Annotated in this window: 18 protein-coding genes; 8 read left to right on the forward strand and 10 right to left on the reverse strand. The window is 55.2% G+C overall.

From position 1 onward, the window contains the following. The first annotated feature begins 91 nt into the window (after window positions 1-91). Entirely contained in the window at window positions 92-2,098 is a 2,007-nt protein-coding gene (locus QT231_RS06720; protein ID WP_308336141.1) for a RecQ family ATP-dependent DNA helicase, read from the forward strand. A 10-nt stretch (window positions 2,099-2,108) separates the two neighbouring features. On the opposite strand, the gene QT231_RS06725 is transcribed toward QT231_RS06720, so the two are convergent. The 5 genes from QT231_RS06725 to QT231_RS06745 are packed head-to-tail and all read right to left on the reverse strand — an operon-like array spanning window position 2,109 to window position 7,077. Then, complete coding sequence (locus QT231_RS06725) at window positions 2,109-3,530, reverse strand: FAD-dependent oxidoreductase (RefSeq protein ID WP_308336142.1); 1,422 nt, start codon at window positions 3,528-3,530, stop codon at window positions 2,109-2,111. Beyond that, on the reverse strand, window positions 3,530-4,462 hold the full coding sequence (locus tag QT231_RS06730) for a polysaccharide deacetylase family protein (RefSeq protein WP_308336143.1): 933 nt from the start codon (window positions 4,460-4,462) through the stop codon (window positions 3,530-3,532). The genes QT231_RS06725 and QT231_RS06730 overlap by 1 nt, the downstream gene beginning before the upstream one ends. Before the next feature lie 4 nt (window positions 4,463-4,466). Further along, entirely contained in the window at window positions 4,467-5,420 is a 954-nt protein-coding gene (locus tag QT231_RS06735) for a polysaccharide deacetylase family protein (protein WP_308336145.1), read from the reverse strand. 28 nt (window positions 5,421-5,448) lie between these two features. Continuing rightward, on the reverse strand, window positions 5,449-6,114 hold the full coding sequence (locus QT231_RS06740) for an isochorismatase family protein (RefSeq protein ID WP_308336146.1): 666 nt from the start codon (window positions 6,112-6,114) through the stop codon (window positions 5,449-5,451). Window positions 6,115-6,171: 57 nt separating this feature from the next. Next, complete coding sequence (locus QT231_RS06745) at window positions 6,172-7,077, reverse strand: oxaloacetate decarboxylase (RefSeq protein ID WP_308336147.1); 906 nt, start codon at window positions 7,075-7,077, stop codon at window positions 6,172-6,174. Window positions 7,078-7,303: 226 nt separating this feature from the next. Here QT231_RS06745 and QT231_RS06750 point away from each other — a divergent pair, with 226 nt between their 5' ends. The 6 genes from QT231_RS06750 (at window position 7,304) to QT231_RS06775 (ending at window position 13,313) form a co-directional block, all read left to right on the forward strand. Continuing rightward, a complete protein-coding gene (locus QT231_RS06750) occupies window positions 7,304-8,110 on the forward strand; it encodes a GntR family transcriptional regulator (RefSeq protein WP_308336148.1) in 807 nt (268 codons plus the stop codon). Window positions 8,111-8,253: 143 nt separating this feature from the next. Then, window positions 8,254-9,681 (forward strand): 3-isopropylmalate dehydratase large subunit, encoded by a 1,428-nt coding sequence (gene leuC, locus QT231_RS06755; protein ID WP_308336149.1) that lies wholly within the window; start codon window positions 8,254-8,256, stop codon window positions 9,679-9,681. Next, window positions 9,681-10,319: a 3-isopropylmalate dehydratase small subunit gene (gene leuD, locus QT231_RS06760; RefSeq protein ID WP_308336150.1), complete on the forward strand. Its 639-nt coding sequence runs from the start codon at window positions 9,681-9,683 to the stop codon at window positions 10,317-10,319. Before leuC ends, leuD begins: the two co-directional genes overlap by 1 nt. Before the next feature lie 112 nt (window positions 10,320-10,431). Beyond that, window positions 10,432-11,430, forward strand: a complete 999-nt coding sequence (gene dctP / locus QT231_RS06765) for a TRAP transporter substrate-binding protein DctP (protein WP_308336151.1) — start codon at window positions 10,432-10,434, stop codon at window positions 11,428-11,430. A gap of 63 nt (window positions 11,431-11,493) precedes the next feature. Beyond that, the gene (locus tag QT231_RS06770) at window positions 11,494-12,000 is read left to right on the forward strand and encodes a TRAP transporter small permease (protein ID WP_308336152.1); all 507 of its coding nucleotides are present in this window, start codon (window positions 11,494-11,496) and stop codon (window positions 11,998-12,000) included. Next, the gene (locus QT231_RS06775; RefSeq protein WP_308336153.1) at window positions 12,000-13,313 is read left to right on the forward strand and encodes a TRAP transporter large permease; all 1,314 of its coding nucleotides are present in this window, start codon (window positions 12,000-12,002) and stop codon (window positions 13,311-13,313) included. The genes QT231_RS06770 and QT231_RS06775 overlap by 1 nt, the downstream gene beginning before the upstream one ends. An 85-nt stretch (window positions 13,314-13,398) precedes the next feature. Here the strand turns inward: QT231_RS06775 and zigA are convergent, their stop codons facing one another. The 5 genes from zigA to QT231_RS06800 all read right to left on the reverse strand — a co-directional run bounded on the left by zigA (window position 13,399) and on the right by QT231_RS06800 (window position 17,762). Beyond that, window positions 13,399-14,625: a zinc metallochaperone GTPase ZigA gene (gene zigA / locus QT231_RS06780; RefSeq protein WP_308336154.1), complete on the reverse strand. Its 1,227-nt coding sequence runs from the start codon at window positions 14,623-14,625 to the stop codon at window positions 13,399-13,401. A gap of 111 nt (window positions 14,626-14,736) precedes the next feature. Next, window positions 14,737-15,012, reverse strand: coding sequence for a TIGR03643 family protein (locus QT231_RS06785; RefSeq protein WP_308336155.1), 276 nt, complete (start codon window positions 15,010-15,012; stop codon window positions 14,737-14,739). A gap of 8 nt (window positions 15,013-15,020) precedes the next feature. Then, window positions 15,021-16,400: a PepSY-associated TM helix domain-containing protein gene (locus QT231_RS06790; protein WP_308336156.1), complete on the reverse strand. Its 1,380-nt coding sequence runs from the start codon at window positions 16,398-16,400 to the stop codon at window positions 15,021-15,023. Between the two features lie 96 nt (window positions 16,401-16,496). Further along, on the reverse strand, window positions 16,497-17,129 hold the full coding sequence (locus QT231_RS06795; RefSeq protein ID WP_308336157.1) for a class I SAM-dependent methyltransferase: 633 nt from the start codon (window positions 17,127-17,129) through the stop codon (window positions 16,497-16,499). Between the two features lie 285 nt (window positions 17,130-17,414). Then, complete coding sequence (locus QT231_RS06800) at window positions 17,415-17,762, reverse strand: helix-turn-helix transcriptional regulator (RefSeq protein ID WP_308336158.1); 348 nt, start codon at window positions 17,760-17,762, stop codon at window positions 17,415-17,417. A gap of 471 nt (window positions 17,763-18,233) precedes the next feature. On the opposite strand from QT231_RS06800, the gene QT231_RS06805 reads away from it, so the two are divergent. Beyond that, on the forward strand, window positions 18,234-20,582 hold the full coding sequence (locus tag QT231_RS06805) for an EAL domain-containing protein (RefSeq protein ID WP_308336159.1): 2,349 nt from the start codon (window positions 18,234-18,236) through the stop codon (window positions 20,580-20,582). Window positions 20,583-20,889: the final 307 nt, after the last annotated feature.

A 20,889-nucleotide genomic window follows, 5' to 3' on the forward strand; every position in this document is an offset into this window, starting at 1 on the left:
GGATACGCAAGCATCAAAGGGCGTGTGTTGGTGAAAATACCTTGAACGCGGTAGTTTATCGGTTCAAGAAGCCATAACCATAGGAGCCTTCATGTCCTCACTGTCGCCGCAACAGACGCTTAAAGACGTTTTCGGTTTTGACGACTTTCGCGGCGGCCAGCAGGCGGTGGTGGAACGCGTATTGGATGGCCACTCGACGGCAGCCATTTTCGCCACCGGCGCGGGAAAGTCGCTCTGCTATCAGCTTCCGGCGCTGCATCTGCCCCATTTAACGCTCGTGGTGTCGCCGCTGCTGGCGCTGATGCAGGATCAGCTCGCGTTTCTAACTCGTCACGGTGTGGCAGCAGCGAGTATCGATTCCACCCAAGACCGCGACACCACCCGCGATGTGATGGAGCGCGCCAGAAGCGGCGAACTGAAAATCCTCATGGTGTCGGTGGAGCGGCTCAAGAACGAGCGTTTTCGCCATTTTCTACGTCAGGTTCAGCTGTCGCTGTTGGTTGTTGATGAAGCCCACTGCCTTTCAGAGTGGGGGCATAACTTCCGGCCCGATTATTTGAAGCTGCCGGACTACCAGCGCGAGTTTGCCATACCCCAGGTGCTGCTGCTCACCGCCACAGCGACCCCCGCTGTCATTGAAGATATGCGGGAAAAGTTTTCCATCGCGATGGAGAACGTCATCACCACCGGCTTTTACCGCGCCAATTTAGAGCTATTGGTAGCGCCTGCGATGGAAGACCGCCAGCAGCAGTTGGTCAACTGGCTGAAACCACAGATGCAGCCGGGTAGCGAAGCGCCGACGATTATCTATGTCACCCTTCAACACACCGCCGAGCACGTAGCAAACGCCTTGACGGCTCAAGGTATTGCCGCTCAGGCCTACCATGCGGGTCTGGATTCAGTCCGACGAGATGAGATTCAGCGCCAGTTCATGAATGGCGAGTCGCCCTGCATCGTGGCCACCATTGCCTTTGGAATGGGCATCGATAAGGGCAATATTCGCAATGTGGTGCACTATGACCTGCCCAAATCCATCGAGAACTATAGCCAGGAGATTGGCCGGGCGGGTCGCGACGGGCTGCCTTCCACCTGCCTGACCCTGGCCGGGCGGGATGGCCTGCGGGTGCTGGAAAACTTCGTTTACGGCGATACCCCGGAATACGCAGGCATCTATCGTCTGCTGGTAGAGATCTCTGCGGCAGGCAATGCGCCGGATCGCCAATGGGAGGTTCTGCTCAATACGCTCTCCCGGGATACCAATATCCGTCTGTTGCCGCTGAAAACGCTGCTGGTACGGCTGGAGATGCACGGCATTATCGCCCCGCGCTTTGCGTTTCTGGCCGAGTACCGGCTGCGCTACCATATTGAGCCGAATGAGCTGGTGAGCCGTTTTGAAGGCGAGCGGGCAACCTTCGTGCGTCTTATCGTCGACAATATTCCCATCGCCCGTACCTGGGGCACGGTGGATTTTGAACGCCTGCACCGCGCGGGGCAGGATCAGCAGATCGATGCTTCCCGCACCCGGGTGATTACCGCCCTGGAGTATTTTCAGGACAAGGGCTGGCTGACCCTGGAAGGCAAGCGCATGACCGATGTCTACGAAGTGCGCCAGTCGGATTTTGTTATTGAGACATTGGCGAGCCAGCTGTATGACGACTGTCTCATTCGCGAGCGTATCGAGATTGAAAGGCTTCAATCGATGCTGGCGCTATTCGAATCGCAAAGCTGCCTGACACGACGACTTGCCGAGCACTTTGGCGACAGAAGTTTTGATGCGCCATCCGGCACCGAGCAAGGCCGCTGCGGCCACTGCTCGGTATGTTACGGCCATCCCGTCAGGCTTCCGGATGCGCCGCCTGAGCCTGAGTTAACCGCTGTTGATTTTCAACGCTACGCCACACCGCTGATTGAGCGCCACACCTCACAGTTTGGCCAGCCGCCCAATGCTCAGCGGCTGGCGCACTTCCTGTGCGGCTTGACCATGCCGGTATTTACTCCGCTCAAGGCGCGAAGTCTTAACGGCTTTGCGGTCTTTGAGCAACAAGCCTACCCGGAAGTACGCCAATGGGCGGAGGTGATGCTTAGGAGCGATGCTTAAAGGCTACGCTCTAGGGCAACACCGCCGAGCTTAGTTTTAAGTGCAGCAACTCAGCGGCGCTTTTGCCCGCTACGGCGCCCAGCACTACCGCGCTTAGCAGCCCGTTGCCGGATAGATAACCACTGTCGTTAGAGCCGGAAACCCCACGGGCAGCACCGCCTGCGGCGAACAGGTTGGGTAACGCCTGGCCTTGGGTATTGAGCACCCGGGCGGCAGAGTTCACTTCTAAACCACCCTGGGTATGAAACAGCGCACCGGTTACACGGATAGCGTAGTAGGGTGGCTTGAGCAGGTTCACCGCCTCAAAACGGCGGCCAAATGCACCCGCCGTTTGCTGCTCTGCATGCTGCTGCATCTCCATAAAAGTAGTCTGCAGTGTGGCTAGTGGCAGGCTCAAGCCAACCGCCATCTCTTCAAGGCTGGCAAAGCTGCGCACCGCGCCGCTCTCCTGGGCATTACGGTAATCTTCGAAGGCCTGGGCCGATTCATGAATGCGGGCGTCATAAAGATTCCAGGCAATTTGTTCTGGCTGCGCCAATACCTTGGCCGCCTGTTCGGAGTAGCCGCCGTGCTCATTGGAAAAGCGCTCACCGTTTACATTGACCTGAATGCCCCCTTGCATCATCAGTGCCCAGCTTATTAACGTTTGATGGGGCGTCGCTAACGAGCCGTGCCCTTGGCAGGCGCCAAGATCTTTAGTGCTTGCGCCCATGGCCTGGCCCCACAGTAACGCATCGCCCTGGTTACCTTCATGGCCATAATAGAGCGCGTGTTTCAGCGTTGGCAGATAGCGTTCCACCAGCTCTGCGTTACCGCCATAGCCGTTGCAGGCCAGAATCAGCGCGTCGCAGCCAATGGTTTCGTGACTGCCATCAGGGCGCTCTAGCGTTACACCGCGTACCCGCTGAGTGTCATCAACGTGTAAATCCACCACCCGTGCCTGGGTCAAAATATCGATGCCCGCCGCCTCAGCGGCGTTGAGCAGTGCGCCCATCAGCTCTTCCCCGGTGCGCCGTGGAGTGGCGTGCATGCGCAGATGGCGGTGGCCTGGGTAGAGAAAGCCCTCCACCAGCTCAAAGGGTATGCCGTGCTGATCCGCTAGCCACTCAATGGTTTGGCCGGATTGGCTGGCGAGCAGCTCGACAATCGCCGGGTCTGCCTCAAAGCCGTTCTTCTTTTGGATATCTTCGGCCATGGCGTCGGCGGAGTCGGTAACGCCAAGCGCGTGTTGAAAGCGTGTATTGGCGGCGGGAATAAACCCTGTCGACATCGCCGTGCTGCCACGGGGAAGTGCGTCGCGCTCTAGTACTGCAAGTTCAACACCGACTTCCTGGGCAGCCAGTGCGGCGACTAAGCCGCAGGCCCCCGCGCCAATAATCAGCAGCGGCAGATGGGCATCAAAGCTGTCGTTGTTGTAAGGAAGTATCGCCATTACGCCTGCTCCGATGTGTGATGAAACGCATCCAGAATCTCGCCTGCGGGCGCTTGCCACACCTCCGCGTGGCTGCTGATGTGGGCCAGCACTTCTTCCAAGCAGGCAATGCGGTGGGGCTGGCCGATCAGCCAGGGGTGCAGATTCAGCGCGAACAGGCGGCCACCTTGTTCGTGGGACTCTTCCAACAGAAAATCGAAGGCGTCTTTTACCTGGGTTACCCAGGAATCTTCCGAATGCAGGTTCTGGCTCATTACAAACTGGTCTTCAATTTCGGTGGCTAGCGGCATCATCGTCAAGGAGCCCGCTTGGCTATGAAAAGCATAGGGCATATCGTCGTTGACCCAGTCGGCGCAGTACTCAATGCCGTTTTCTGCCAGCAGATCCGGCGTGTTGAAGCTCTGGTGCTTGGCCGGGCTTAGCCAGCCGCGAACGGGTTGGCCGGTGACGCTGCGCAGGGTTTCCACGGAGCGCTTTACCAACTCAGCCTCTTCTTCTATCGGCTGGCCGCCGTAGTGCAGGTGATCCATGTTCCAGCCGTGGGCGATAAATTCACCGCCGTGCTCTTTTAGGCGCTGCACCAGATAGGGCGTCTGCTCGGCGAGCTGCGCATTGATCGCAAAGGTGGGCGTGATGTTGTGCGCCGCCAGCGCCTTGAGCACGCGATAGATTCCCACCCGGTTGCCGTAATCCCGCAGTGAGAAGTGACGTAGATCCGGGTAGGGCATGGTCATGCCGTTAGGCACTTTAAACGGTTTGCCGCGCTGGTTGAGCGGGTAGAACTGCAGCGAAATATTGATCCACACCGCCAGGGTTTTTCCTTCGGGCCAAGTGATCGGTGCGCGTTCACTCAACATCGACCAGGCATAGCGTTCGTGGTCGTAGCCTTGGCGGCGCAAAGGGTAGTCGAGATAGTCGTCATTAAGCGTCATAGCGTTACCCCTCCCTGCCGGTGGTGGCGGCCTGGGCCGCAATACTGTCGAGTGCGGCGTCGTAATAGTTAGCCAAGTAGTAGTCGGCAATCTCGCGGCCGGTGGCGACCCACACATCCGGGTGGCTGGTGATGTACTCAAGCGCTTCTTCAAAGGCCTTAATACGGTGCGGGCAGCTCACTTGGTAATTGTGAGTTGGAATACACATCACCGTGCCGGACTCGGCGCCCTCTAGATACAGGCGGTCGAAGTGGCGCTTGAGCATGGTGGCGTATTGGCGCGGCTCCACCTTGTTCACGGCGTAGACGATGGTGTCGTTCATCTCCAGTGAGTAGGGCATGGAGATAAACCGCTTGCCGGAGCGAACGCTGACAGGCGTAGGCTGGTCATCGTGGAACAGGTCGCAGGTGTAAAGACCGCCTTTGTCGCCGAATAACTCTTCACCTACTTCGGCAAACAGATCCAAGGTGCGCTCCGAGTGGGAGAGCGCCGGCGCCAGATACCCAGCGCAGGCCTGGCCGGTATGGCGGTGGATGGTTTCCATGCTGTCGCGGATCATTGCCCGTTCCTGGTCTTCGCTAAGGCCGTAGGTGTAGCGGGTGTTGTAGATGCCGTGGCTGAAGAACTCCCAGTTGCGCTCTTTGCACATCCGGATAATCTCGGGATGGTGCTCGCATAGCGCCACCGACAGCGACACCGAGCCGCGAATGCCGTACTTGTCCAGCAGGGCCATCTGACGCTGGTGGCCAACCCGGTTGCCGTAGTCGCGAATGCTGTAGCCGGGCACCGAAGGGTGCGGATGCGGCCAGGGGCTGCGCTGGGGATTCTGCGGCGGGTCGAGTTCGTAGTACTCGATATTGGGCGCGACCCAGAAGGCTACCTTGGCGCCTCCTGGCCACTCGATCTTGGGGCGTTGGTCGTAGGCCCAGTAGTCGTAAACGCCTAGTGATTCTTTCATAACCGGCTCCTCTGAAGCTTGGTAGGCCTTAGGCGTCGCCATTCAGCCACGCAAGTACATTGGCAACTGGCAGCACGTCCGCATACTTGAGGTGCAAGTCGGTGAGGTTGGCGTAGTGGTAGCTTTCGTGTTTATCCGCAACACACTCCATGGGCACGATAGTGCGGTAACCTCGGGACAGGCTTTCCACGGCGGTGGCGCGAATGCAGCCCGAGGTGGAACCACCGGTAATAATCACTGTATCGACCTGATGCCACACCAACAGGGACTGCAATGGTGTTTCAAAAAACGCCGAGGGCATGCGCTTGGTGTAGATCACATCGCGGCTGCGGTCGATCTCGCAGCGCTCGTCGAACTCTGCACGCTCAGAGCCGTACTTGATGTTCTGCAGAGAGTCCGGCGTATCGGTACGCGTGCCCCACACCCCCGCGTCTTCGGCAGAGTCTAAAAAAGCCACATGGGTCCAGACCACCGGCCAGCCTTTCTCTCGAAAACCATGGGCCAGTTGGTTGGTGTACTCCAACTGTTTGGGGTCGGTTTCGTAGGCGGTTTTGAAGAGATCGGTGCGAGTGTAGGCCTTTTGCGGGTCGACGTTGACCAGCACCGCCTTGTTGCCGAAGCCAAACGGTACCCGCTGAGGGTTGGCCATGACATCGTTAAAAATCTCTTTTGCCGTTTTGTCGGTGGTCTGCATGGTCATCTCCTGAAATTGCTTATTTATAAATAATCGGCACGGTCTGTTGAGCGAGCGCTAGCGATTGTCGTACTGCTCGCCCAGCTCCAGCATCGCCTGGGTGCCTAAGTAGTCGTTAAGCTGTTTGAAATCGAGCATCTGATCGCGGAAGGCGTCGGTGGTGCCGTCCTGTTTCAGCGTGGCAAAGAAGCGGCTGGCCATGTGGGTAATTGCCCGCACCAGCGCGCCGGGGAAAATGACCAGCGAGAAGCCTAGCTCTTCCAGCGCCTGGGCGTTCTGCAGCGGCGTGTCGCCCCCCTCGACCATATTGGCCATAATCGGCACTTTGCCTCTGAACTGGGTCATGATCTTACTGATATCTTCGTCGCTGCGGATGCCTTCGATAAACAGCATATCCACGCCCGCCTCGAAATAGGCCTGAGCGCGCTCAATGGCGCTGTCGGTGCCTTCTACGCCAAGCGCATCGGTTCGGCCAATAATCAGCGTGCTATCGCTTTCACGGGCGTCCAGTGCAGCATGCAATTTACCGACCATTTCGCTTTTGGAGACCAGCGTTTTGCCGCGCAGGTGACCGCAGCGCTTCGGATAGGTTTGATCTTCCAACTGAATGGCGTTGGCGCCAGAACGCTCCAGCAGGCGTACGCTGCGCATCACGTTCATGGCGTTGCCAAAGCCGGTATCGCAATCCACGACAACGGAGAGGTTGGTGCGCTCGCGAATATGTGACATCGCGGTGCAAATTTCGGTAATGCTGAGAAGGCCAATATCCGGTCGACCCAGCTGGGTATAGGCCAGGCTGGCGCCGGAAAGATAGACGGTTTCAAATCCTGCCTGCTCTGCAAGTGAAGCGCCAAGGGCGTCAAACACGCCGGGGGCGACCACAATGGAGGTGTCCTGCAACTGCTGTTTAAGCTGGGCGGGCTGTCGTGAGGCCTGCTGAGAAGTAATTTGTTGGCTTGTCATAACAATCTCATTAAGTGTTGGTAAGCGTCAGCGCGGTTTATCGAGAGTCACCTGGTTAGCGATACTTAAGGGCGCTGGTTCTGCAATAATGGCTTTCAAGCGGCAGTAATTGTGTTATTGATTAACTGTTGATATGTATTATATATAATACATTTTTATGTCTATTAATATCCCTACGTCAAGCCTGACATAATTTTTTCGAACAACATCCTGAGGAGAGGCGTGGATGAGCGAGGCAAAACCCTCTGCGGTGGGGGGTACCAAATCACACCGTATTTACCTGCTGTTGAAAGACGCCATTTTGAGCGGGCGGCTGCCAGCGGGCAGTAAATTGGCCGGTGAAAATAAGCTGGCGGAGCAGCATGGCGTGTCACGCGTCACTGTCAGGCGTGCGATGGAGGCGCTGCAATCGACAGGATTGATCGAGCGTAAGGCAGGAGTGGGTACGGTGGTGCTGGAACAGCCGTTGGACGCTACGGTGATGACTGCAAGTGTGTCCAATCTGATGCCTAACATGGTCAAAATGAGCCAGGCCTCCCAGGTGCGGCTGCTGGAGTTTGCCTATGTGCTGCCGCCGGAAATGATCCGCGAGCAGTTGGGTATGGCCCAGGGGGGGAAAGTTCAGCGCTCGGTGCGGGTGCGTATGGTCGACGATAAGCCGTTTTCACACCTGGTGACCCACGTACCTGAGTCGATCGCCCTGCACTACAACGAGATGGATTTAGCCAATACGCCGCTGTTTGTGCTGCTTGAGCGTAGTGGGGTGAAGGTTGACCACGCTTCCCAATCGATTTCTGCCACGTTGGCAAGCCACGAGGTGGCCGAAGCGCTGGATGTTGCGGTGGGTTCGCCGCTGATTTCACTCACCCGTGTGGTGTTTGATGAGCAGGGCCGGGGGGTAGAGCATTTGGATGCCCTCTACCGTCCGGATCGTTATCGCTTCCAAATTGACCTAGAGCGCAACGGCGACGATCACTCCCGCTACTGGGAGCCTAAGGTGGCCGGAATGCCCACCAGTGGGAAAGCAGAGTAGCAATATGGCTTGTTTTTAATGTATTAAATTTAATACAGATTTAAAATTATAAAAAATACATTTGACCTGTGCTATTGAATTGCGCTACTTGTATTGGGTGAGAATGATAAGACCAACGAAGGCCGAGGCAATGAGCGAAGACCATGAGTACCCCTACAACGCTGTTTGACAAAGTTTGGCGCGCCCATGAGGTTCACCGCAGTGAAAGCGGTCAGAGCCTGCTGTGGATTGATCGCCACTTTGTCCACGAAGGCTCTTTTCACGCCTTCAATAAACTCGCTGAACGCCAGTTGCCCGTTGCTCGGCCCGATTTGACCTTTGGTATTGCCGACCACTACGTGCCAACCCTATCCCGCGATCTGGCAGGCGCTGCCGACCCCAAAGTGCGTTCAATGATTGAGCAGCTCTCGCAAAATACCCAGCAGAACGGGGTGACGCTGTTCGGTTTGGATGACCCGCGGCAAGGTATCGTGCATGTATTAGGCCCCGAGCAGGGGCTTACCCAGCCTGGCATGGTGATGGTTTGCGGCGATAGCCACACCGCGACCCACGGCGCCTTCGGCAGTATCGCCTTTGGTATAGGCGCCTCGGAAGTGGCTCATGTGCTGGCTACCCAAACCCTGTGGCAAAGCAAACCCAAGGTGATGCGGATCACCGTCGAAGGCCAACTAGCCGAAGGCATCACCGCCAAGGATATCGCACTGACCTGGATTTCACGCCTGGGCGCTGACGGCGCGCGGGGATACGCCATCGAGTACGCTGGAGAAGCGATTCGTTCGCTCTCCATGGAAGCACGCCTAACGCTGTGCAACCTCTCTATCGAAGGCGGTGGTCGTTGCGGCATGATTGCCCCCGACCAAACCACCTTCGATTACCTGCGCGAGCGCCCCTGGAGCCCGAAAGGGGATGTCTTTGATCAAGCCTGCGCCTATTGGTCAACGCTCTACAGCGACCCAGCTGCCAGCTTTGATCTTGAAGTGACACTGCATGCGGACGAAATCGCCCCAACGGTGACCTGGGGCGTTTCGCCGGAAGAGGCGCTGCCCATTGATCGCGCCGTGCCCGACCCAGAGCAACTAAGCGACCCGGCAAAAGCACGCCAAACTCGTGACAGCTTGGCCTATATGGGCTTAACGGCGGGGCAAAAGCTTACCGATATCAAAATCGATCGGGTATTTATCGGTTCCTGTACCAACGCCCGGATTGAAGACTTACGCGCCGCTGCCGCCGTGCTGGCTGGGCACAAAAGCCGCGTACCCGGCATGGTCTCGCCAGGCTCAACGCTGGTGAAAACCCAGGCCGAAGCTGAAGGGCTAGACCGCATCTTTATCGACGCCGGGCTTGAGTGGCGCCACTCGGGCTGCTCTATGTGCGTGGGTATGAACGGTGATTTGGTCGCCAGCGGCGAGCGCTGCGCCTCTACCACTAACCGCAATTTTAAGGGCCGCCAAGGGCCAGGGGCGCGCACTCACTTGATGTCGCCTGCAATGGTCGCTGCCGCGGCGGTCAATGGTCGCCTAGCGGATGTGCGTACGCTTAGTTCCACCGTTCAGGCATCAGGAGCGCACTAATGCAACCCATTACCGTATTGAACACACTTGGTGTGGCCCTTGCCGCGGCTAACGTGGATACCGATCAGCTCATCCCGGCGCGTTTTATGAAAGAGCCGCGCAGTGTCGGTTACGGCCAGTTTCTGCTTTATGACATCCGCCACGATGAACAGGGCACACCGGACGCCGAGTTTATTCTTCATCGCCCCAACGCGGGTGAAGCGGAAGTCATGGTTAGCCGCCGCAACTTCGGTGCGGGGTCGTCTCGTGAAGCAGCGGTTTATGCGCTGGTCGATTACGGCTTTCGCTGCGTGGTGGCGCCGAGCTTTGGTGATATTTTTGCCTCTAACGCCGTCAATAACGGCTTACTGCCTGCAGTCGTGGGAGAGGATGACGTCGAGCGTTTGCTCGCAGCCATCGGCGATGCTCCGGCGGCTATTCACGTTGACTTAGAGAAGCAGGTTGTCCGTGTCGCCGCAGTGGAAGTCAGTTTTTCCATTAGCCCCGTATGGCGCACCAAGCTGCTCAATGGCTGGGACGATATCGATATGACCCGCCAGCACGCCGACACGATTATCGATTTTGCAGCCCAGTACGCCAAACAGTTTCCCTGGACGGCGGCGCAGCCTTCCGAATCCACCATTATCAGTAAAGGGTAGCGGCGCCTAGTGTTACTCAAATAGCAGATCACCATAAAAACAGCACGCACGCTTGCATCAATGGTTCCAAAACACCCAATAACGTAATTCCTTTTGTGCAGGAGACTAACCAATGAAAAAAGTAACGCTAACGATGGGCATGCTGACGGCCCTGGCCTCTACTCAGGCACTGGCGCTGGATGAAATTACCGCCGTGCATGCATTCCCCCCTTCGCTGATCTATACCCAAAGCTTTCTAGAGTTCGTCGATAAAGTGAACGAGCGCGGTGAAGGCGTGGTGCAGATCAATGTGCGCGGCGGCCCTGAAGTGATTGGCCTTTCCGAGCAGCCCGATGCAGTGCGCAACGGCGTAGTGGATATGGCCTATACCGCCGCAAGCTTCTACGCCGGTACCGTGCCAGAGCGCGATGCCATGGTGGCTTCTAACACCAATGCTATTTACGCCCGTGAAAATGGCGGTATCGACCTGCTCAATGAGATTCACCAGGAGAAGATGAACACTTACTACCTGGGCTGGTTCGACAGTGGCGTGAGCTACAACTTCTACACCATTGACGAGCCCACCATCGACGACGAAGGTAATCTCAATGTTTCGGGCCTACGCCTACGCAGTAACCCGGTGTACGACGCCTTCTTCCAGGACTACCTGGGCGCTCAGCCGATCAGCCTGCCGACCACAGATGTTTATGCGGCCCTGGAGCGGGGCGTAGTCAACGCCACCGGCTGGACGCAGATTGGTCTTAAAGACCTCAACTGGGATCGCTTCCTTAATTACCGAGTGGATCCTGCCTTCTTCTCCACCGATATGGGCGTGATTGTTAATCTGGATAGCTGGAACCAGCTAAGCGAAGAATCCCAGCAAATTCTCCAGGAAGTCGCCATCGAGCACGAGCGTGAGAGTGCCGAGAAGCTGGCGGATTTAGCCGAAGAGCAGCAGGCTCAGCTTGAGGCCGATGGTATGCAAGTCATTACCCTGGAAGGCGAAGCTGCCCAGCGCTTCTCTGATGCGGCCCGGGATGCCACCTGGGAGCGTATGCGTAGCCAGATGGAGCGTCACCCTGCAGGGCTTGAGCACTACGATACGCTGATCGAAAAATTCAACGATCTATAGAAACGTAGGGGCGCGGAGCAATCGAGCGCCCCGTTTGTGTGGCTTATTGTCCAGGGTTTTTTTATGCGCTACGCACAACGCGGCTATTTACTGCTGCTCAACGGTATGGCTCTGCTGGCCGCTATCATGCTGGTCTGGCTGATGGTGGCCGTGGTGCTCTCGGTGGTGATTCGCAATTTAGGCCTTCAACCTTCAGCGTGGTTTTTCCTCTCAACCGAATACGCCATGTTTTATCTCACGCTTTTGGGAGCGCCCTGGTTAGTACGTCAAAAAGGCCACGTGCATATCGAACTGCTTACCTCGGTACTGCCGCCTGCAGCGCTGAATATTCTTAGCCGTGGGGTGTCGCTGCTCTGTGTAGTGGTATGTGGCGTGCTGGCGTGGAAAGGGCTGGATTTGGTCATGCTCAATATTGAACGCAGCGACTATGACGTGCGGGCTTTCTTTGTGCCGAAGTGGATATTGACGATTGTTTTTCCGATCAGCTTCACCTTAATGGCAATCGAATTTGGCCGCTTCGTGGTGGGCCATGAAATTCTTCACAGCGGCGAAGCGGGGATTAAAGAATAATGGAATGGTACTTTGCGCTCGCTTTTCTGCTCTCGCTGATACTGCTGTTTATGGCCATTGGCACCCCCATTGCCCTGGCGTTTTTGGCCGCCAATGTGATTGGTGCCTGGCACTTTATGGGTGGCCAAACCGGCATCTTGCAGATGCTCAACAACGGTTTTGGTGCGCTCTCTAGTTTTAATCTAGTGCCCATCCCGCTGTTCTTGCTGATGGGCGAACTGTTCTTCCGTACCGGTCTAGGTATGAAAATGTTCAACGCCGTGGATCAGCTAATGGGCAAGGTGCCGGGGCGTTTATCGTACGTCACCGTGGTCGGCGGCACGGCGTTCTCAACCTTAAGTGGCTCTTCTATGGGCTCCACTGCGCTGATGGGCTCACTGCTGGTGCCGGAAATGGAGCGGCGTGGCTATAAAAAGAAAATGGCGATTGGGCCGATCCTGGGCACCGGCGGTCTGGCGATTATCATTCCGCCCTCTGCGCTAGCGGTACTGCTAGCTACTTTGGCAAAAGTGGATATTGGCGCGCTGTTGATTGCGGGTATTCTGCCGGGGCTGACGCTAGCGGGTTTCTATATCGTCACTATCTTTATTCAGACCAAGCTGGATCCTTTGGCTGCGCCGAATTATGAGCTTGAACCGGTGCCGTTTTCGGCAAAGCTTAAACTGATCGTGACCGATATTTTGCCCATGCTTAGTGTCATGGTGATTATCGTTGCGTTAATGCTGATTGGCTTTGCTACGCCGTCAGAAGCCGCCGCCTTTGGTGCGCTGGGTGTGATTATCCTGGCGTTTATCTTCCGCTGCATGACCTGGGAGGCGTTTAAGCTTTCGGTCTCTGGCGCACTGAAAGTAACGCTGATGGCCTACCTGATCGTGTTTGGTTCGGCTACCTTCAGCCAGTTGCTCGGCTTCTCAGGTGCATCGGGTGGGCTGATCGGCTGGGCCACCAGCTTTGATCTTTCACCCATTCTGATGCTATTGGCGATGTTCGCGGTGCTGCTGGTGCTGGGCACCTTTATGGAGCAGATCTCCATCATGATGCTGACAGTACCGATCTTCTTCCCGCTCGCCCAGGCGTTGGGCTTCGATCTGGTGTGGTTTGGTATCGTTGTTTTATTGGCGCTGGAAATCAGCTTCTCAACGCCCCCATTAGGGCTGCTGCTATTCGTGATGAAAGGGGTGGCGCCTGCGGGAACGACCATGAGCGAAATATACTCGGCGGCGATCCCTTATATCCTCTGTTCGATGCTGCTGGTGGCGGTGCTGATTGTGTTCCCCGGCTTAGCCACCTGGTTGCCCAGCATGCTGCAGTAAAGCTTTTAGCAAAACAAAGTACGGGCAACAAAAAAGAGAGAGGCCGCAGCCTCTCTCTTTGCTATTAAACGCTATCAATCATTATCTATTCCCAGGAAGGGAAGGGGTCAGGCAACTTCTTCCAAACCTCCATGCCTTCCAGTAGTTCTGACTCGCTTAGCAGGCAGTCATCCAGCGCTTCGCGCATTTTGGCTTGATCCAGGTTCTGACCAATAAACACCAGCTCCTGGCGCATATCGCCAAACGGCTCCTGCCACTTCTCCATAATGAACTGGCGAGTTTCGGGGTCTTGGGGCCAGCGCTCTTCGGGAATCGCTTTCCAGAATACCCCGGCCGGGCCGTGGTGGGCGATGCCACCCGCCTGACTCCATTGGCCTGCGAAGCGCGGGCGCGTGGCGAGCCAGAAGAAACCTTTTGAGCGCAGTAGGCCTTTACCAAACCACTCCTGATTCAGCAGATCGTGGAATTTCTGCGGATGGAAGGGGCGGCGGGCGTGGTAGGCAAAGCTGCCAATCCCGTACTCTTCGGTCTCTGGTACATGCTCGCCACGCATCTCTTTTAGCCAGCCGGGTGCCAGCTGGGCGCGCTCGAAATTGAACTTGCCGGTATCGAGTACTTTATCCAGCGGCACCCCGCCTTGGGTGATCGGCACCAGCTCCGCGTCGGGGTTAAGTGAGCGTAAAATGGCTTTTAAAGCGTCCAGTTCTTTGTCGCTAATCAGGTCGGTCTTGCTGATCAGCAGCACGTCGCAAAACTCGATTTGATCGACCAGTAGGTCGGCGACATTGCGCTCATCGTCTTCACCTAAGCTTTCGCCTGCTTCGGCGAGGCTTTGCGCTTCGCGGTACTGTTCTAGAAAGTTAGCTCCATCCACTACCGTGACCAGCGTATCCAGCCGTGCAACGTGGGAAAGGCTTTGGCCGCTTTCATCTTCAAAGGTAAAGGTTTCCGCCACCGGTAGCGGCTCGGAAATGCCGGTGGACTCGATCACTAAATAATCAAACTTGCCTTCCCGAGCCAGCTGGCTGACCTCTTCCAGCAAATCTTCGCGCAAGGTGCAGCAGATGCATCCATTGCTCATCTCCACCAGACGCTCTTCACTGCGATTAAGTGCCACGTCACCATCCAGTGTCGACTCGCCAGGGCCGCCGCGCACCAGCGCGCCGTCGATATTCACCTCGCTCATATCGTTAACGATCACGGCTACGCGCCGACCTTCACGGTTGGCCAGAATATGATTGAGCACGGTGGTTTTACCGGCACCCAGAAAACCCGAGAGCACTGTCACGGGTAGGGGAGAAAACGCTGTCATTGCTAGGTCACCTCTAAATGGGTTTATGTTATGTGATAATATAACAATTAAGGCGTCTAGAGAAAGGCTTCTTTGGGAGGTGGCTCGGACAGTTTTGTATACGCTCGTTTCTTATCGCTTGTACTGCGTTGGGCAGTAACCGCGTAGCACATCCGGCGAGCGCAGGGCTTGGTGTTTGGTAGTACGACCGGTGACACGTTTGCGCCATAGGCGAAACGAGGCGGGTTTGAGCTGATGGCGCATCACCTCAATCACATCGGGTTCGGCAAGGCCAAACAGTGTTTCGATGGCTTCAAAAGGCGTGCGGTCTTCCCAGGCCATTTCAATAACGCGCGACTGTGCGTCATCGGGTAGGCGGCGAAAGCGCTTAACGGGGGCTGTGGGCATCTTTCACCTCAAGGTATTCGATTTAGACTGCGGACAGTGTAACGCTTTTTAATAGTCCAGCGCAGCGCATCAATCACAACGAAAAGCGCCAAGCTTACCCCCAGTACGGGTAGTGCCGCGCCCAGGGCGATAGAAACGAGCAGCACGCTTAGTTTGGCCGTAAGCGGTAGCAGTAGCCAGGGCTCAGTGATCGTTGGAAAGCGCTGACCGCTTGCTGCTTGTAACCGCCGCCATGCCATTAAATAACCCCATACGATCAATGTCACAAGCCCGGCGGCCATCAGCGCCAGAACGACTTGATTCGCAATCCCAAACAGAACCCCCATATGTAGATCGATCCCCCAGCGGGTGAGTTTGGCTGCCCAGGGAAAGGTGGCAAAGTCGGTTTGATCGGTCACTGCCATGCTGTGCGGATGCAGTGCTACTTGATCTACCTGGGTGGGCCATTGGCGGTCAATTTCGGCTACCCGCCATGCCTGTTGGGGAGTGCCTGGGGGCGTTATTTGGATGCGCGCTGCGCTGAGGCCCGCCTGACGGGCAGCATTTAGCGCCCGATCAAAGTCTTCTAGCCTAATAGACGTGGCCACCATGGCCATGTGGCCGTGATGTTCGGCATGTTCGTCGACGACGTGGCTATCGGTATCGTTCAATGCCGTCGAGGCACTTGGCGTGCCCCAGCCCCAGGCATGACGAAGCTCGGCAATATTGCCCCCCGCCCACTGTGACCACGTGAGCCCGGTGGCTGAAAAGAACAGTAACCCCAGCGAGAGTATCAGCCCAAGCGTTGCGTGGCGTCGGCGAGTCCTGTGAGGGCTGACAAGTGCTTTAAGCGAGCGGCGCTGACGAATCCACAGCACTGCGCCGCCTAGCGCAGCAACCCATAGCCATGAGGCGGCCAGTTCACTATAAAGACGTCCCACGTTACCCATTAACAACTGGCGGTGAAAGTGATCAATCGCGGTGCGTAGTGGCAAGATGCCACTGGTACCGTAAACCGTTGTATCACCGGTCACTTCCAGCGAAATCGGGTCAACGAATACAGCACGGTGTTCAGATGGGCCAAGGCTGGGCTCGCTATACATCAGTCGAGTCGTGCTGCCGAGTTCCGGTGCTGGGCGCACTGCGTTTGGCAAGGTGGCGTTGCCCAGGTAGTGTTGTGCCGCAGCAATTTGGTCGGCAAGTGGGTGGGCCTCTCCCCGGGTAGTCCCATACAGAGTGTCGTGGTAAATCCACTCTTCAAGCGGTGGGCTGAGTAAGTAAGCAACACCTGAGAGTGCCGCAATAAGCATAAAAGGGCCGACGAAGAGGCCGATATAGAGGTGTAGGCGGCTAATTAGGGCAAAAAGTAGTTTGCCAGTGCGGGGAGAGGAGCGGGTTGGGGCTGTCATTCGCTGGATCCGAGTGGCATCGGTAAAAGAGAGAGACAGCTTAGATAGTTTACTTAGCAACCGCTAGCCTACACACAGCGGTAAAAAGTCACACGCTTAACGGTTAGATGTCGTGGGTTTTGCGGCTAGGACTGCACGAAATAGACCATTCATTAGCACCGGTTCGTCGTGACGAATCTGGAACCCAGCATCGGTGAGCAGAGGCTGCGCTTGGCGGGTAATGTCGGTTGCCAGGGCTGATGTTAGTAGGTTCAAGAAGCGCCGGCCCGGCCCTGCAGGTTGTGCGTCCGGCTGAAACTTATCCATTACACATAGCTGTCCGCCGGTTTTAAGCACTCGGTGCGCTTCGGCAAGCCCTTGTCGTGGGTCGGGCATCACCGCCAGAATCAAGTGCATAACCACTACATCAAAGTGCTCCTCGGGGTAACTGAGTGCTTCGGCATCCATCACACCGCACTCCACATCTCTACTAAGCGCTTCTGCCCGTTTAATCGTTCGCTTGACCATTGCAGGGGCTATATCAGTGGCGTGTAATTCGATGTTCTGGGGCAGGAAAGGCAGATCCAAACCTGTCCCTGCGCCTACCAGCAGCACCCGCATGCCTGGCTCCCAATCCACTTGGCCAAGCGCAATGCGCCGCGGCCTTCGAAACGCCCGAGCGGCGACCACATCGTAGAAAGGTGCGTAAAAGGTGTAGCGTAGGCGATTCCACGCGGTGGTGTTGAGCATAACGCCTCTTTGCAGCGCAACGCTGCGATTGCTGAACGGCGGGTGTTGACTGCCGATATCAGACTACCTATAGCATGAAAGTAATCATTCAACCAATCGCGAGTTCTCTTGTTATGTCACTCATTTTATAAAGCTGGTGTTGTGAGGTTGTATATAATCAGTCATTTTTAGTTTCTGTGTTAAGTGTAAGAGGTAGTAGAAGGTTAGTGCCTTTGTTATTGAGTATGAATAACTATTTTTGATAGATGTTAATATGGTAGTAGCGCGGTTTTTCATTATATATCATTATCCCTTCTGAAGGCGTGCGGCTAAATTTTCAACAATATCGATAACGAGCTTGCGATCATTTTGATTTAAGGGGGCTAGAAGCTGTTTCATTCTGCTTGACTGATCATCGATATGAAAGCTGGCTTGTCCAAACAGCTCTGCAGCTTCGCAGTTGAAAATTTCAGCAAGCTCAATTAAGCGCACAATATTGGGGATCACCCGCCCGCGCTCTATACGCGAAACGGCTTCATTGCCAACACCTAAGCGCTCAGCAACCTCTTCTTGGGTCAATTGACTGCGAACCCGCTGTTTTGCAATGGCTCGGCCAATACTGCCCGCTAGCCGTTTCTGTTCTGTTTTATTCACAATGCCCTCCATTAGACCTAGATGGTTGAGGAACGACCTATTGACATGAAGGACTGTTTAGGTTGAATATCATCTTCTAAGGTTGATTTGGATGCTGATAGTTACTTTTTGTTGCATTTATTTACTCGTTGAAATAAATGATTGGCTGGTATGGGTTTAATTGAATATCCAACAAAGCATAGATGCGTAAATGAAAAACCTTAGCTATGAAGTGCACGATTGAAGGTGTTTCGAGAGGTGTAAGCTGAAAAGCTTAAATGTTCGTATTTGAGTTGATTTTATTTTTAAGTTGGCATCGCTGTTTTAGAGAATAAATTTAGTTGGTGTTGAATGGTTTTCGTTTTTTAAGTTTTAGCGTTTGAAAAGGCTGTCGGGAAAAATTTATGCGGCAGGCGGATGTTTTTTTCAAATAGACTATTCAAGAAAAACGGGATAGAAGCTTGATGTTTAAATCTGAAGGCGCTTAATAGCATGCCCCCTACTTCTGCACCAGAGATTTTTCGACAGTTGGCGGATAAATTGTCCTACCTCAGTGAAGAGGGTTTTTTTCACCACCTCGTGAGATCCTTGGCGGATATTCTCGGGGTTGATCACGCTGTTGTTGAGCATGTTGATAGCCACCAGAGTATTTCGACAACACTGGCGGCGTGGTCTCAAGGTGAATTCATTGATACGGCTCCCTATTCGCTCCAGAACACACCATGCCAGCAGGTCGCCAATCATTCACGTCTGTTTGCCGCCTCCCAGATTCGCGAGCAGTTCCCGGATGATCACCGTCTGGCGGCCCTGAAAGCAGAAGGGTATTTGGGGATCTCTATCGCGGCGCCTGGCGGCGGCTTTTTGGGCGCTATTGTGCTGATGCACTCCTCTGCCCTGGGGCTTCCTCCGTATGCTGACGAAGTATTACGTATCGCTGCGGCTTTGGCAGGCGCCGAGTTGGCACGCCAGTTATCGGAGAGTCAAACACGTGAACGTCTGTTGCATAAACAGCTAGCACTGCAGCGCATTGGTCGATACAACGAGGACTTGATTAATACCATTCATGAGCAGCAACGCTTCCAACACGCTGTTGTTAGCGTGGCAACCGCCGTATCAGCGGAAAATGGCGAAGCGTTTCTGCATCAACTAACCGGTCATACGGCTGAGGCGCTATCTGCCGAAGTGGGGTTTATAGCGTTGCTGGATGAGCAGGATTCCGATATTGCACGTACCTTAACGCTGTATGTAAATGGTCAGCGCCAGGATAATTTTGCTTATTATCTTCCCGGCGTTCCTTGCCATAAGGTCATGATCGAGCAGGAGTGTATCGTTCACGAGGGCGCCGCCATTATGCTGCCTGGTGAGACCAATGGGGCGCTTTCGTGGGTAAACGGCTATGTTGGGCGGCGGCTGGATGATAGTCATGGTCAGCCTATGGGGCTTATTGGCGTAATGTTTAAAAAGCCGCTGGACGATGTGGATGTTGTGCGCAATGTACTGCAGATATTCGCCGCGCGGGCAGCTTCAGAGCTTGAGCGCCAGCAAGACGAAGTACGCATTCGCCAGTTGGCCTTTTGTGATTCTGGCACTCAATTGCCCAATCGGGCTGCCTTTATGCGCCACTTAGAGAGCGTGGTTGCCGATCCCCAAACCACTGAGTTAGCGCTATTGCTGCTAGACCTTAATCATTTCAAAGAAATAAATGATACGGCTGGTCACGATCTGGGTGATTTAGTGCTAAAGGCCGCTGCCGAGCGCTTTGCGGCGTCGTTAACGGAGGGGCAATACCTGGCCCGGTTAGGCGGCGATGAGTTTGTGGTAGTTTGCCCTGGTGGTGAGGCAAACGGCGCGTTAGCGACTGCTCAGCGGCTGTGGGACAGCATCGCATTGCCGTTTATTGTTGAGCAGCACTCTTTCGAACTTTCAGTGGGAATCGGCCTCGCGCTTTATCCCCAGCATGCGGCAACGCCTTTAGAGCTGTTAAAACACGCAGACATTGCCATGTATCAAGCCAAACGGCAAAAGCTTCCCATGTGTGTATTTGAACCTTGGATGGAGCGTGTCGTCGCTGAACAGCTGCATATCGCCAAACGCTTAGCGTCTGCCATTGCAGAAAAACAGCTGAGTTTGCACTTTCAGCCCCAGGTCGATTTACACAGCGGCAGGCTAATTGGCGCTGAAGCCCTTTGTCGCTGGCACGATGAGGAACTGGGCGACGTTTCGCCGGGTAAATTTATTCCTATTGCGGAGGAGCGCGGCATGATCGTTGCGCTCGGCAGTTGGGTAGTCGAGGAAGCCTGCAGGCAGCTTGCTGCATGGCGAGAGCAGGGGCACACCATGATGCCGGGTCAGTTGGCGATTAATATTGCCGCCCAGCAATTTGAAGAGGAGGACTTGGTGGCCAGCGTGCTCAATCGCTGTGCCCAGTTCGGCATTGAAGCGTCCCAACTGAGCCTGGAAATTACCGAAAGTGGCATCATGGAGAATCCTGAAAAGGCGATTGCTATCACTGAAGTGTTAAAGAGCAAAGGGCTAGGGCTATCCATCGACGATTTTGGCACCGGGTATTCGTCGCTTGCTTACCTAAAGCGCTTCGCCGCTGACAAAATCAAAATTGATATCTCCTTTGTGCGCGATATGCTTACCAGCGACAATGACCGTGTCATTGTGGCGACGATTATTGTCATGGCGAACACGCTGGGCCTTGAGACCATTGCGGAAGGCATAGAGAACCAAGACCAAATCACCGCATTGCTGGCAATGGGCTGTGCTCAGGGGCAAGGCTACTACTTTGACCGACCTTTAACCGCTGAGATGTTTGCCCATCGCTGGCTTCGCTAAAGCAGTAGATTGATTTTTCCTTAAGCGTTCGCGAAAGGCACCTACCAAACCGCTATCACTATTAGACCACCCGCTTAAGGTGGTGCCTGTTCACGCGGCCAAACGAATCGAGCAAGTCTAATTTTTGCTTCAGCCCTTTCAAAAAGCCCGGTCAGTCAGGGTGCCAAGTAGTCTAGACTCATGCTATACCTAAGCTGTAATCTCATCTTCATATGTGCTCACGGTGTGAGCTTTAGCGATGGTGAGCAATAGCAAAAGGACGCATTTAGCTGATCGAATGGACTCTATCGTATGTCGGTTCGGCAAA

Source organism: Halomonas sp. SpR1 (assembly GCF_031010175.1).
Taxonomy (GTDB): domain Bacteria; phylum Pseudomonadota; class Gammaproteobacteria; order Pseudomonadales; family Halomonadaceae; genus Vreelandella.